A 13,417-nucleotide genomic window follows, 5' to 3' on the forward strand; every position below is an offset into this window, starting at 1 on the left:
GACATCCATGCTAGTGTTTCATGGCTTTCGCGAACTCGCCCTGTTGGCATCGGTCTTTCGCCTCTGCGTTCAGCAAGTCGATAACCTCTGCAACCAATTGGTTAGGTTCGATAGGCTTTGAAACGTGTTTTTGGAAGTCCGCTGCAATGGCTTTTTGCCGATTTTTTTCACCTGCGTAGGCAGTCAGGGCGATGGCCGGGACCCGTCCTCCTTTCTCAGGCGGTAAAGAACGGATCATCCTGAGTAACGTGTAGCCGTCTACATCTGGCATACCAATATCGCTGATTGCAATATCGGGTCGAAACGACACCAAAGTCGATAGAAACTCGGCTGCAACGCCAGTAGTCCTGACTTCCGCGCCTGCTTGGGCTAGAACTTCCGCTGCGAGTTCGAGACTGTCTGGTTCGTCATCAATGATGAGGACCCGAATGCCGACTAAATTGCCCTTCCGGTCGATTGGATCGATCGGTGAATTCCTTAGCGGTGCTTCGGTTGACAGCGGCAGCCTGACCGTAAAGGTAGCACCTTGCCCTTCACCCAGGCTGCGAGCGGAAATCGTGCCGCCGTGGGCTTCGACCAGTTGATAGACGATCGCCAGGCCCAACCCAAGCCCGCCGTGTTTGCGACTGACAGACGCATCTTCTTGGCGGAAAGACTCAAAAATATGGGGCAAGAAATTGGGATTGATACCCTCCCCCGTATCTGTCACCGTAATCTGCGCTTGGCGTTCTATCTGCTCCAGTCGGATATCGATTCGCCCGCCGTGGGGCGTAAACTTAACGGCATTGGAGAGCAAGTTCCATACGATTTGCTGCAGCCGAACGGCATCTCCAGAAACTTGTCCGATATCGACCAATACCGGACAGATCGAAATTGATTTGGCAGTAGCAGCAGTCTGCACCGTCTCGATCGCAGATTCGACTGCTCGTAATAAGTTGACGGGCACTGCATTGAGCGTCATTTTGCCGCGCAATACGCGAGCCATATCGAGGAGGTCGTCCACGAGCTGACATTGCGCTTTAGCATTGCGTTCGATGGTGGCAAGCGCTTCGGCGACTTTAGCTTCGCTGAGTTTGCGAGTTTGGAGCATTTTAGTCCAGCCTAAAATGGGGTTGAGCGGCGAGCGCAACTCGTGGGAAAGCACTGCTAAAAATTCGTCTTTGATGCGGTTGACCCTTTCCGATTCTGCTAAAGCTGCTTGCTTTAGTTCGAGGATGCGATCGCGTTGAATTTCGGACTGCTTTTGGTCGGTAATGTCGATCGCAGCCAGAATAGCGTAGTTCGGACGCGGGTTGCGATTGGAACGGTCAAAAAATACTTGTTTTCGCACGCTCAACCAGCGTACTTCGCCATTTGGCCAAACCACGCGATGGTGGTGAGCAAACCAACCGGAGCCTGCTGGATCCAGAGCCCGCTCGATGATTTGCTCTAGCGCTGCCCGCTCGTCGGGGTGAAATGTCTCGTGGATGCGATCGCGAGCAACGATCAACTCATCTGGGGGAAGGCCATATAAAGCAGCGGCTTCTGGTGTTAGCTCAACCCTGTTTGAGGCGTAATCAAATTTAGCAAGGGCAACCCCTGCAACTTGAATCCCCAATTGCAGCCGCTCCTCACTCTCTCGCAACGCTTCCTCTGCCTGTTTGCGCTCGGCAAGCTCGTATTGGGCTTGCCGATAAAGCTCCGCTTGTCGAATCGCAACGCTGACTTGCGTTGATAATTGTTGCAGCAAATCAATTTCTAAGGGTTGCCATTGGCGAGGAGCGGCGCAATGATGAGCGATCGACACTCCCCAAAATCGATCTTCATGCAAAATAGGAACGACTAAATTTGCCCTGACTTGATATCGAGTCAAGAGCTGCACATGGCACGGATCGACATTGCCATCGCAAACATCTGCTCTTGCAGTCACCATTCCCTGTCGGTATTTTTCGATATAACTCTCGACAAAACAAGGATCGTCAATCTGCTCGGACAGTATAGAGACCCACTCTGACCCGACGGATTCCGCTTTCACGACTCCTTTTCCGTCAGACTCCCATTGAAAAACAACCACGCGATCGGTTCGGAGAAACTGTCGTACTTCTTCGACGACGATAGACAAAATTTCATCTAGATTTAGCGACTGATAAACCTTCTGGGTAATTTGCGCGATCACCCGCTCTCGCTCTATGCGATGTTGTAATCGATCGCTCAACTGTACGGTTTCGATCGTCCCATTTACCGCTACTTGCAAGCTCTCTGCAGTGATTTGTCCCTTGACGAGATAGTCTTGCGCGCCTGCTTTAATGGACCGAACGGCAATTTTCTCATTTCCCTGCCCGGTCACCACGATAACCGGTAAATGGGCCTGCGAGGATTGGGTTTGTAAAGCCGCCAAAAATTCTAGACCGTCCAAGTCCGGCAATTGGTAGTCTAGCAACACGATATCCAGCTGGTGGCGCTGCCACAGTGTCAATCCCTCCCGTCCCAGCTCTGCCGTCAGAATCGTATAGCGAAATTCTCGATCCTGTTTCAAATACCGCCGATACAGTTCTATATCTTCGGGACTGTCGTCCACGATCAAAACAGCGCGCTCGATTGGACTCATAAGCGACCGTCCTCCAATCCATCCAAAGGAAGCACTGTGATTTCCAACCAGTAACTCAGCAATGTTTGAATGCTTTGCTTTAACAGCTTAAAATCCATGGGTTTGATAATATAGCTGTTCGCACCTTGATGGTAGCAGGCTTCGATGTCTTTGGGATTGTTAGAGGTTGTAAAGACAACCACTGGAATCGCTCGCAATCGATCGTCCTGCTTGATGCAATGCAGCAGCGCTCGCCCATCCGTTCCCGGCAAGTTGAGATCTAGCAAGATCAGTCCCGGACGGGGAGACGTCTCGGGGTTCGTATAATAATCGGTGCGGTAGAGAAACGCCAATGCTCGATCGCCATCCGTGCAGCGATAGATCGGGATCGCTGAAGAATATTGCTTGAGACAGCGCTCGAACGCCTCAAAATCTTCGTTGCTATCTTCAACGATCAGTAAGGGCGGAAATTTCGAGGTAGAGAGGACAGAAGATCCAGTCATGAGTTTGGCGCTGCCGACAGGGTAAAGTAGAATGTGCTGCCTTCGCCGGATGTGGATTCCACCCAAACTTTTCCGCCATGGCGCTCTACAATTTTTTGAACGATGGTCAAACCCGCACCGGTACCCCCTCCATAAGCCCCTTGGGCGTGCAGTCGTTTGAAGATTTGGAAAACCCGTTCTAAATGCTGTTGGGGAATGCCAATGCCGTTATCGCGGACGTAAAAGGCATAGGGAATAATCCCTTCTCGCGGTGCAGTTTCCGATTCAATAAAACCAATTTCTACCCACTTCTCGGTTTTGTCGTTGTATTTAATGGCATTGCTAATCAAATTGGTCAATAACTCGTTGACTTGGGTGCGATCGCACTCAACGATCGGCAAAGGTTGGGGCAACCGAAACTCGATCGACTGCTGGGGGTGACCGATCTTTAAAGTATCGATCGCCTGCCTGACCAAATCGTTGAGATTGACGGGCTGCCGCGTCAGCTCGGTACGTCCTAGCCGAGAATAGTGCAGGAGCGAGTTAATCAAATCTTCCATGCGCTGGGTGAGGCGCACCAGCGTTTGCAACTTGGCAACGCCTTCCTCAGGAAGGATATCTGCATAGTCCTCCATTAAAAAATTAGAGTAGTTGTGAATTCCGCGCAGCGGTTCCTTCAGATCGTGAGAGGCAACGTAGGCGAAGGCATCCAGCTCGGTATTGCTGCGTTCTAGCTCGAGATTGACCCTTGCCATTTCATCGGCTTGACTCAGAATCATGCCGACAATTAAGCTGCGCAGTTCGGAGACGATCTCGATCTCGCAGGGTTTCCAAGCCAGCGCGCAACCCCGTACCGTTTCTTGCCATCGTTCGAAGGACTTACGCGGGGATAAATACACCTCGCCATTGGCCGAAACTTCCACTGGTTTGTTGGGATTGCCACCCCAGTCAACGATTTGAATCACTTCTGGACGGAACCAAAGAATGTAATTTTGGTTGATTTTGGATATTTCTAGGGCTAACAAGCCGCTAGCAACCGCCTTAAATGAGGCTGCCCTTGGATATAGCTCGGGTAACGATCGGGTATGTAGCAGATTGTATTGAATCTCAGTTACGACCCAGTTTCGTAGCGCAGATAGTTCGGCTTCCGGCGGCGTTTTGCCAATACAAATGATGTGCTCTCCGGCACAAATTGCTGCTCCGGTTGCCCCCACGAGGTCGAGCAGGTCTGAATTGAGCTGGACTAATCCATCTAAGAAATTTTTGGATTGAGATAGCGATGTTACAAACTGACTTTGCAACGACTTCAATTTCATTTTGTAGTCCAAGTCTTCATGACTTTCTTTGGTTGCCAATTCTACAGACACCACCTGGCCCACAAATTCGCAAATAGTGCGCACTGTGTAGGGTACGTAGCGAGGGGTAGAGTGATGGCAGGCAATCAGTCCCCATAATTTTCGATCCTGAATGAGGGAAATAGACATGGAGGCTCCCACCCCCATATTTTTGAGGTACTCCAGGTGAATTGGAGAGACGCTGCGCAGCACGGCTAAACTCAGATCCGTCGGGCGATCGTCCAACGGGTTGAGCGCGGGCAGCAATGCCACCGGCTCGTAGGCAGCGTCGGGAATCAGCCTCAGCCAGTTGAGTTTGTAAAGCTGCTTGGCTTGTTTGGGAATATCGCTGGGGGGATAGTGCAGGCCTAGATAGGAGGTCAAATGGTCGCTTCGATCTTCTGCAATGACCTGTCCGGCACCTTCCGCGTTAAATCGATAAACCATGACGCGATCGAATCCCACAATCTTGCGCACTTCTTGGACCGCGACCTCACACATGTCCAGGAGGGTGGGAGCTTTTTGGATTTTGGTAACTATCCCTTTTACGGATCGGTAAAATTCAAAGAAGTCCGATTTCTGGTTCGCCTGTTTGGGTTCTAACTCCAAAACAATCAGCGAATTGCAGCGATGAACGATGCCATCAAACAGGAGTAATTTGCTTTGACGCTCGATCGAAATATCAAGGGAATTGACGCGCTCGAAGTCTTCGCTCAAGCACTGCCGGACGGTTTCGACTTGTTGAGGGGAAAGTAGGTTTGATAGGGGCTTGTCTAATAAATCCTGGGGATGCTGTTCCAGCCATTGGAAGAGGTTGTTGCTGACTTGAACGATTTTGAAGTCGGGTTCTTGGAGAACCAACAGAACCCCATGGGGTTGAATCATGCCTGGAATGTGGATGGGTTCGCGATCGCAATTGGTCAGATCGATGGCTTGGGTGAGTTCAATCGCCTGATGGGTCATAAATCGTTCGCACTACTTCGAGTAAAACAGTTTACCGATCTTTAGGGAAAAAGCTCGCTAAACAAAGCACGGACGCCAGGTTATTTGATCCCTACCGCCTTTTATTCCTAGAACGGTTTTAGATAAAGCCACAGAATCTACCACAGTTTACCTATATAGGATCTAATACTTAATAGAGATTTTTTTCTACCCCTTTAGGATGATTTTAACTGGTTTGAGGCTAAGGCATCATTTTTGCGACCAAATCGGGTAGCGAGGCTTCGGCACGGGCGCTCGGCGTGCGATTGAGCGCCCGTGCCAAAGGCCAGATCGCGCTCAGATGAACGGGAGCTAGTGCAATGTCTGTGGAACTTTTTAAACTATCGTGGAGCAGTAAATGCTTGAGTTAAGTTATCAACGGTCAGTCAATAGTGGGAGTTGTAATGTCTACATTCAGACACAGGCTTGAGGCTGAGTAGCTCGTTAGACTCAACAAGAGTAATTAACGTTCTCTCGCTGAGCGTTCAAACAAAAAAGGAGATAGATCGTGACGAAAACTTCTAACCCTTTTAGCAGAGTCAAGCAAGGACTCAATAGTCTTACTCCTGCAACTTCAACGGTGTATGAGAAATCTCAACCAACCGATCTAAAAGGGCGTCTAGACTGGGGGGAACCGGGACTGACAATTTTAGACGTTAGGAGCCGGGCCGAATTTGACGCATCTCACATTTTGGGTGCCATGCACGCCCCTGTAGATCGCCTCCAGCAAGGCATCAACCTCGGTCTAGAACCCGAGCGTGACATCTATATCTATGGCGCGACGGATGAAGAAACAGCGATAGCAGCGGGTTACTTGCGAAGCGCTGGATTTTATAAAGTTTCCGAGGTGCAAGGCGGACTTGATGCTTGGAACTCAATCGGCGGTGCAACTGAGGGAATTGCAGTTGAAGAAGCCGGTCCCCACCCCGATTCGTTCAACGTGGTGACGCGCTTGAAGAAGTTTGAAGAGGAGAGAAAAAACGCGCGAGCGATGAAGGCCGTGAAAAAGCAGCAAAACGCACGGGTAATGCAATAGAGCTCAGCTCGTTTCGTCAACTTCGCAGTTTGATGTGCTTTAGACCCGCTCTCTGCATTCGAAAATATCTGTCACATTCGATCTAAATAGGGCTTGCTGAAAAAGTCATTTCAGACTGAGATTGGCAACGCGATCGCCAATTCAGACATAGCTGGATATGAATGCTCAGTAATGGACACAAAGGACATCGATTCTCCCATCGTCAGCTGAGCGGCTTCGTCACGCTCCATCCCGCCATGAAGGACTTGCAGACACAGATCGAAAAGCCAAAAAAGCAAGGCTAAGAGCCCAGCGAGCCAACGCTCCAAATTGAGCACGAGAAACGTAATCGCAATGGCACTTTGAGCCGTGTGGGCCAATTTCGCCATCACCCGTGCCAGAGAAAAGCGTCGCTTGGCCTGACCAAACTTACCTTCAATCCAGACCCGGACTTTCTCATCTTGACGCGCCTGTCGCTTGAGTTGAGCCTGCACCGATGGGTCTTGCTTCGGCCTGCCCAAAGGCGGGCCACTCAATCGGATACCACGCGCCTTACACCAACTGCGATTGGCGCGAGTGCGATAAATCTGGTCGGCATGAACCGACTCGGGATAGCAGCCAAACCGAGCCCGATAAGCTTCCACCTGGTCTTGGAGATGGGTCGACTCATTGAAATTGTCCCAACTGAGCCGGTCTAGAAACACACAGCCGTTGATACAACTGACCGATAGCTTTGCACCAAACTCCACGGGCACGCCTGCTTTGCCACGCACAATGGGCCTCACATGGGGCTGGGCGATGCTCACAATCCGGTCATCGATGCGACGGATGTTGGCGTCAAACATGGCTCGTTGTTGCCTGACGACTTCAGTGATGACCAACAGCAGGCGATACTGACGCCGACTCAGTTGTGCCAAGGATGCCCCAGCTGTTATGAGGATATCAATATGCTTGAGATTGCGACCCAGATAGTTGAGTTGCTGACGAATCCCTTTTCTCCTGAGTTGACGGCTGGGTTTTCGTTGCTTCGAGATGGATAGATACGCTTTGCGCGCGAGCTTTCGGTAGGTGCGAGGCTTGGTCTTAAATTGGTCGCTCACTTGGACGTAGAGGGCATCTAGGATGGCTTCGCTCTGCTCTCTAGCCTCATTCAATAAGCTCAAGTCGCTCGGGTAGCGAATATCCGCAGGGGCACAGGTCGCATCTAAGATGAGCTGCCCTTGATTGGGGGAGGGTGGCTCATCGTCATCACGGTCTGATTCAGATGCTGCTTCACTCGATACCGCCATCTGTGATTCAGTAGCTTCTGCCACTCCTTGCATCTTCTGCACGACGGCTTCGTTGACCTGACCCACTAGCTCCAGACTCAGGCGTTTGCGAAAGTGAACCAACAGGGATGAGTCAAATGGCGCTTCATCCCGATACTCGCTAAATCCCAAGAAGTACTGCAAGTATGGGTTCTCGCGGATCTGCTCCACGGTCTCTTCATCGCTGGTGCCGAGCTTCTCTTTGATGATGAGGGTTCCCAATGCGACTCGAAACGGTTTGGCTGGTGCGCCCATCGTGGCACTAAACTGGTCGGCATAACTCGCTTCTACTGTTTCCCACGGGATGAGTTTAGCCAGCTTTACCCAGCGATTGTCACGGGACAATTTGCCGCCGAAGGGCAGGTAGAAGTTCTCAAAGGACAGTTGGCCTGGGGGTGAAGTCCGATACATGCCGACTCAAGTGCAAGGGGTTTGACTATTTTTCGCCTTTTTTCTTGCACTTTTCAACCCCCTTGTTCGGACAGATGAACTGTAATCCCTACGTTCTATACTTTTTCAGCAAGCCCTAAATAGGAATTGATGCAGTAGGTGATATCATTTGCCTACTGCACTGTTTTTAGCAAGTTGTTGGCGCAGTGTCTAAGATGTCAAAACTGACCGCGCATCCGTCTACTCCTCATGAAGTACAGCTTCAAAAACTAACCCGCCTCAGAACCGTCAGCGATCTGTGGGATCGTGCTTTTGGCATTCCGGGTACACAGTGGCGAGTAGGGCTAGAATCGCTGTTAGGGTTGCTTCCGGTCGGTGGCGATGTTGTGGGCCTAGGGATTTCAATTTATATTCTGTGGCAAGTGGTGCAGTTCAATCTACCCAAGACAATTTTGCTGCGGATGGTCTTTAATATTGGCATTGACGCCCTTGTAGGGGCAGTACCGATTTTGGGCGATCTTTTTGACATAACGTGGAAAGCGAATACTAAAAATGTCAACCTTCTCGAATCGTACCTGCGGGAACCCATCAAAAGTCGTGGCGCGGATCGACGATTCCTATGGCTTTTATTTGGTGGGATGTTAACCGCGTTCGTTTTGCTATTGATTTTTGCAATAACGGTATTGGCTTTGATAGTGCAGGCTTTGCCAAACTGAGGCTGTCTCGCTAACATGACGTAGATCTCGGAACACTATATCCTGGCTGGGCCGACCGCATCTAGATTTTTTCCACTTAATTCTATTAATGTCCCCCTCAATCAATTTGAACTTCTACACAGCCTGGGACTGACATGCTGTTTTGAGACCTCTAATCTGTTAAACAGAAACCCGATGAATTTCTCATGCAACTTAACTTTCTAGTGTTTCGAGAAGATGCTTTGAAATTCATCTACGTAAAGTCTGGCTAAATTGGAGGTTCCAAATCATGCGGAAGAATATTTTCAGCCTAGGTCTTCTTTTGACTGCCGCCCTCAGCCTTGCGAGCACCCCTGTACGGGCTGACGAACAAGTCAACACTCAAGTCACCAATCAAAGTGCTGGAGCAGTTGGAAACGGTAACTACATCTATCAGCAAAGCGATCAGATGAGCATTCAGCAGCTCAAGAATCGCGGTCGCGGTGGTTCTGGTGGCACGCAAGATAACCTACAGCAAGTCGATCAAGCTGCAGCAACAGTGGGCGACGGAAACGGTATCGAGCAGCGTTCCAACCAAATTAACGTTCAACAGCGCATGAATAATCGTCGCATGCGATCCGGCGATGACTACTACCGTCGTTAAAGCTAGTTTCTAACCTCCTGATTTTGCTCGCTGCAATATTTGAAGATAGGTGTTGTTAAGAGACTCGATCTTGCGCTCTTAACAGCCCTATGCTTTAAATAAATTTACTGGAAATCTCTAGAAGAAATTTATGGATACTACCCTCACAGAATTCTAGGGATAGCGGAGGCATAAGATCGTGTTAATTCTAAAGACCATTCCACTCTTCATGGTTGCTACGCTAGCCTTCCTCCCTGGAATTGCAACAGCAGCCAGTGTAGACATCAAGTCCGGCAGCTCGCGAGTTGTCATCGATCGAGACGGTCAAGTTTACATTCGCAATAAAAAAGCAGTCCGCGACGCTTATTACGACGACTACGATTCTGATTTCGATGAGGATTTAGATCGAGTCATTCCACGCGTTTACCCCTACTCAACCAGACGGTATCGACCGAGTTTGCGCAATCGCTACTACCGGGGCTACCGCGGAAGGTGTAAAGGCTACAGCTATAGCCGCAGCAGTTATGGTTCGAGCACTTACAGTTCTTCAACGGTCTGTAACTAGCTGCCGCTTTTTCTTTTTACTAAGGAGGCAAACACGATGCATTTGAAGGGACTGCCTTTAAGTCTTTTAGGTTTCTTATCCATTCCCGCGATGTTTGCTGGATGGGCAACACCTGCCTCAGCTCAATGCGTGATGACCGATGTAGGCGTGCAGGTTGCAATCCGCGGTAAGAATCCTGCCAATCAACAAAATAACGTGGATATGCAAAGTCCAGGGCGCTGTAGCGGAAACGCTATCACGCAAACAGGCACCCAAGTTTATTCGGGAAATGCCGATCGCGTGAATCAAATTCGCAATAGTCGTCAAAGCGTGAGCGGAGATGATGGGAGAGGACCTGGGGGACCAGTCATTAAAGTCCCTGTCGGCGTAAAAGTTGACGTATACAACCCCGCTTACGATTCGGATTTCATGGATCGAGTTCGTCGCTAGGGCGATTTCTGAAGTGAAAACTGCCAACTCTGCCGTAGGGGTGCAAGACCTCGTGCCCCTACGAAGCAGTAGATTTCATTCTAAAAAAGCATGAGAAATTCTGTTGGCGGACTGAGAAAAGCTGCGTAGCGTACGCGGCTGCGTTAGTCGTTTGAGTTGGAATGAAATGAGTAAAGCAATCTATCTGAAATCTATTGCGATCGCCTCTTCTGCCTGCGTTTTGTTATCGATAGAATTGCCTGCGTGGAAGTTAGATTTTTCTCCCACAAAGGCTGTTGCCGTTAGCCAACAAATGCAATCGACAGCCATCAGCCTCAATGCAGCCGAGCTCAAACAGCCTCAGATTTTGAGCATTAGCACTTCTCGAGCGCTAACCCAGGTGACGGGAGGCATCAGACTCAATGGCAGGCTCATCAAAAAACTCGGTCGCACGCCTACTCGCATCAATCTAGCACCCAGCCTTAAAACAGGGAAGAACACGATCGCCATTTCGGGCAAATACAGTCCTGCGAGCAGTTCCGTCAATGTTGAATTGATCGGTCCTAATAACCGCGTCAGCCAACAGATGGGCGGAAACGGCTCGATCGACCAGGTTTTAGTCATACAGGTGCGGTAATAACTTAATTTAAAATCTCTACCATGCGTAACTTACCTCTTCAATTCGGCTTTTTCGGTGCGGGTCTCTTGAGCTTACTCCCCCTCTCGGCACAGGCCCAGCTGACTGTGAATGCGACTCAGAATGCGGCTATCTCTGGAGACAACAATCAGATCACTCAAGTTGTCAATCAAACGATTATTTACCGCTCTAAAAACACATCGAAACGGTCTTTCTTCAAGAAAGATGATGACGATAGAGAAGATCGGGGTCGCAAAAAAGGTTGGGGCGATCGCCATGACAAGTACGATAAAGGCCTTCATAAAGGTCATTACAAATAATTACGAATAAGGGGATTTCTAGAAAAGAAGAGAATACCGAGTCGTAGGGGCGCAAGGTCTTGCGCCCCTACAGCAGAATGATTGGTAGTTTCTATTTCAGGAATAGCTAAAAAAGGAGAGCCTGACGTACCGTCAGACTCTCTTCTTGATGAGAATTGAATTTTCTAAAGCGCTTCGGATCGGGCGAGTGCGGACTCGAGTACGGCTCGTAACGGTGCAGAACTTTAGTCGCAAGGCCGATATTTACAATCCGGGGCGGTCTGGGCCACTGGGCTGATATTGCTATTGCTGTTATTTGCAGCGGTAAAACGTACCGCTCCGACTGCAAGAAGCAGACTTATAATGATTCCAATCGATAACTTGAGTCTCATCTTGTGCTTCTCTGTCAATATAGAAACAATGGCGCAGACGATTAGGTCTATAAGCTCGTTCTTATTTATAGGTTAGCAGCCCTAGAATGAGATGTCAGTCTAACCCCATAGAGAAATTAGTCCCAAAGGTTGCTTTAAACTTTGCTTGATCGGTCGCAAAATAGCGAAACAAGTGGAAAATATGGGAGAGACGTCCGAACCAAAGGCACGTTTTGCCTATCTTCTTGTCTTCACCCTGGCCAACCCGTTAGCGAAGGCATTCCTAGAGGGGAAAGCGATCGTGGATCTGGCAGAGTGCTTTACGGGCAGGTGTGGGATTGAGTGTGTTTAGGGGGTAGGGGCTATATGAAACCGCAGGGCTGGGATGCTTTCCTAATGCAAATGGTCCTTGACTACCGACTCCGAGGGAAGCTCAAGGAAATCTTTTTGGTTCGGTTTGCCTACGAAAACTGGCGCAAACCGGATAAGTTGGTCTGGGAGCTGGCTGAGGCTGCCAGTTACGAGACTTACAAAAAGCACATGACGACCATTTACGCGCAGTTTTCTCAGGCGGATTTGGAAGGTTGCCCCGATCTCGATCTGCAAGGGAAAGGACCCGGCAAATTTAACATCCTCCGAGACTGGCTCAAGGAAAAGAAATACGTGGAGTGGCACCAAAGCAGCTTGCTGGCCACCAACCACAGTCTGAATCGATTTGAACTGCGATCGCCAGTCAATAGCGACTCGCCCCTGTATATCGAACGCGCGCCCCTTGAGGCCGACTGCTACCAGGAAATTTTGAAGCCCGGTGCCTTGATTCGGATCAAAGCCCCTGAAAAAATGGGCAAAACATCTCTACTCCGAAAAATTTTGCTCTATGCGGAGGGGAGCGGGAGCCGAACGGTGTATCTCAATCTCAGAGAAGCGGAAGGAGCCGTATTTTCAAGCTTGGATAAGTTTTTGCGTTGGTTCTGCGCCAACGTCAGTCGAGAGTTGGGCATTCAGCCTCTGCTGGATGACTACTGGGCGGAAGAGCTGTACGGCAGCATGATCAGCTGCAAAACCTACTTTCAGGACTATTTGCTGCGGAATCTAGAGGGGTCTCTTACCCTAGGGCTAGACAACGTAGACCGGGTGTTTGAGTACCTCGAAATCGCCCAAGACTTTCTGCCGATGCTGCGCTCTTGGCATGAGGAAGCCCACAGTCAAGAAAGCTGGCAGCAGTTTCGCTTGGCGATCGCCCATGCTACGGAAATTTACATCGACATCGATGCCAACCAATCTCCCTTTAACGTCGGCTGGCCCGTCCAACTCACGGGATTTAATTTCGAGCAGGTCAAAACCTTGGCCAACGCCTACGGACTCGATTGGACGACCGCAGCCGACCTGCACAATGCCAAGCTGCTGGTGGACATGCTGGCAGGCCATCCCTACCTCGTCAAGCTAGCGCTGAATGCGCTGGTACACCAGGAAATGACACTAGAGGCGTTGTTGGAGGAGGCTCCCACCCAAGGGGGAATTTACGGCGATCATTTGCGCGGTCATTGGGACAACCTTCAACGGCAGCCGGATCTGGCTGCTGCGATGAAACAAGTGGCGATGGCGGACCGGGGCGTGCAGTTAGGGCCAACTCAAGCTTATAAGTTAGACAGTATGGGTTTGGTAAAGCTTCAGGGGGATGAGGTCGCGCCGAGCTGCGAGCTTTACCGTCAGTATTTTCGAGCGCGCCTCTAGGGTAAAAGGCA

Annotated in this window: 12 protein-coding genes; 8 read left to right on the plus strand and 4 right to left on the minus strand. The window is 50.0% G+C overall.

Annotated features, from left to right (window positions below):
- Positions 1-10 precede the first annotated feature (10 nt).
- The 3 genes from R6H26_RS20595 to R6H26_RS20605 are packed head-to-tail and all read right to left on the minus strand — an operon-like array spanning position 11 to position 5,345.
- Complete coding sequence (locus R6H26_RS20595; RefSeq protein ID WP_404785136.1) at positions 11-2,587, minus strand: response regulator; 2,577 nt, start codon at positions 2,585-2,587, stop codon at positions 11-13.
- Positions 2,584-3,069 carry a response regulator gene (locus tag R6H26_RS20600; RefSeq protein ID WP_404785138.1) on the minus strand — a complete coding sequence of 162 codons (486 nt, stop codon included), beginning with the start codon at positions 3,067-3,069 and terminating at the stop codon, positions 2,584-2,586. Before R6H26_RS20600 ends, R6H26_RS20595 begins: the two co-directional genes overlap by 4 nt.
- Positions 3,066-5,345, minus strand: coding sequence for an ATP-binding protein (locus R6H26_RS20605; RefSeq protein WP_404785140.1), 2,280 nt, complete (start codon positions 5,343-5,345; stop codon positions 3,066-3,068). The genes R6H26_RS20600 and R6H26_RS20605 overlap by 4 nt, the downstream gene beginning before the upstream one ends.
- A 526-nt stretch (positions 5,346-5,871) precedes the next feature.
- Here R6H26_RS20605 and R6H26_RS20610 point away from each other — a divergent pair.
- Complete coding sequence (locus tag R6H26_RS20610) at positions 5,872-6,399, plus strand: rhodanese-like domain-containing protein (protein WP_404785141.1); 528 nt, start codon at positions 5,872-5,874, stop codon at positions 6,397-6,399.
- A 110-nt stretch (positions 6,400-6,509) separates the two neighbouring features.
- On the opposite strand, the gene R6H26_RS20615 is transcribed toward R6H26_RS20610, so the two are convergent.
- Entirely contained in the window at positions 6,510-8,096 is a 1,587-nt protein-coding gene (locus R6H26_RS20615; protein ID WP_404783413.1) for an IS5 family transposase, read from the minus strand.
- Between the two features lie 194 nt (positions 8,097-8,290).
- Between R6H26_RS20615 and R6H26_RS20620 the strand changes: the two genes are divergently transcribed.
- From R6H26_RS20620 to R6H26_RS20650, 7 genes are all read left to right on the plus strand, one after another.
- Positions 8,291-8,791, plus strand: coding sequence for a DUF4112 domain-containing protein (locus tag R6H26_RS20620; RefSeq protein WP_404785143.1), 501 nt, complete (start codon positions 8,291-8,293; stop codon positions 8,789-8,791).
- Positions 8,792-9,059: 268 nt separating this feature from the next.
- Positions 9,060-9,413 carry a hypothetical protein gene (locus R6H26_RS20625; RefSeq protein WP_404785145.1) on the plus strand — a complete coding sequence of 118 codons (354 nt, stop codon included), beginning with the start codon at positions 9,060-9,062 and terminating at the stop codon, positions 9,411-9,413.
- 178 nt (positions 9,414-9,591) lie between these two features.
- Positions 9,592-9,957, plus strand: a complete 366-nt coding sequence (locus R6H26_RS20630) for a hypothetical protein (RefSeq protein ID WP_404785146.1) — start codon at positions 9,592-9,594, stop codon at positions 9,955-9,957.
- Positions 9,958-9,993: 36 nt separating this feature from the next.
- On the plus strand, positions 9,994-10,386 hold the full coding sequence (locus R6H26_RS20635) for a hypothetical protein (RefSeq protein WP_404785147.1): 393 nt from the start codon (positions 9,994-9,996) through the stop codon (positions 10,384-10,386).
- Between the two features lie 166 nt (positions 10,387-10,552).
- Positions 10,553-11,002: a hypothetical protein gene (locus R6H26_RS20640; RefSeq protein ID WP_404785149.1), complete on the plus strand. Its 450-nt coding sequence runs from the start codon at positions 10,553-10,555 to the stop codon at positions 11,000-11,002.
- Positions 11,003-11,025: 23 nt separating this feature from the next.
- Positions 11,026-11,322, plus strand: a complete 297-nt coding sequence (locus tag R6H26_RS20645) for a hypothetical protein (protein ID WP_404785151.1) — start codon at positions 11,026-11,028, stop codon at positions 11,320-11,322.
- A gap of 746 nt (positions 11,323-12,068) precedes the next feature.
- The gene (locus R6H26_RS20650; protein ID WP_404785152.1) at positions 12,069-13,406 is read left to right on the plus strand and encodes an AAA-like domain-containing protein; all 1,338 of its coding nucleotides are present in this window, start codon (positions 12,069-12,071) and stop codon (positions 13,404-13,406) included.
- Positions 13,407-13,417: the final 11 nt, after the last annotated feature.

This window comes from Altericista sp. CCNU0014 (assembly GCF_044923475.1).
Lineage (GTDB): Bacteria > Cyanobacteriota > Cyanobacteriia > Thermosynechococcales > Thermosynechococcaceae > JAAURS01.

Excerpts from the sequence above, each read along its gene's own strand:
- R6H26_RS20605 (WP_404785140.1), bottom strand. The coding sequence starts at position 5,345 with ATGACCCATCAGGCGATTGAACTCACCCAAGCCATCGATCTGACCAAT.
- R6H26_RS20645 (WP_404785151.1), top strand. The coding sequence starts at position 11,026 with ATGCGTAACTTACCTCTTCAATTCGGCTTTTTCGGTGCGGGTCTCTTG.
- R6H26_RS20625 (WP_404785145.1), top strand. The coding sequence starts at position 9,060 with ATGCGGAAGAATATTTTCAGCCTAGGTCTTCTTTTGACTGCCGCCCTC.
- R6H26_RS20600 (WP_404785138.1), bottom strand. The coding sequence starts at position 3,069 with ATGACTGGATCTTCTGTCCTCTCTACCTCGAAATTTCCGCCCTTACTG.
- R6H26_RS20595 (WP_404785136.1), bottom strand. The coding sequence starts at position 2,587 with ATGAGTCCAATCGAGCGCGCTGTTTTGATCGTGGACGACAGTCCCGAA.
- R6H26_RS20635 (WP_404785147.1), top strand. The coding sequence starts at position 9,994 with ATGCATTTGAAGGGACTGCCTTTAAGTCTTTTAGGTTTCTTATCCATT.
- R6H26_RS20640 (WP_404785149.1), top strand. The coding sequence starts at position 10,553 with ATGAGTAAAGCAATCTATCTGAAATCTATTGCGATCGCCTCTTCTGCC.
- R6H26_RS20620 (WP_404785143.1), top strand. The coding sequence starts at position 8,291 with ATGTCAAAACTGACCGCGCATCCGTCTACTCCTCATGAAGTACAGCTT.
- R6H26_RS20615 (WP_404783413.1), bottom strand. The coding sequence starts at position 8,096 with ATGTATCGGACTTCACCCCCAGGCCAACTGTCCTTTGAGAACTTCTAC.
- R6H26_RS20650 (WP_404785152.1), top strand. The coding sequence starts at position 12,069 with ATGCAAATGGTCCTTGACTACCGACTCCGAGGGAAGCTCAAGGAAATC.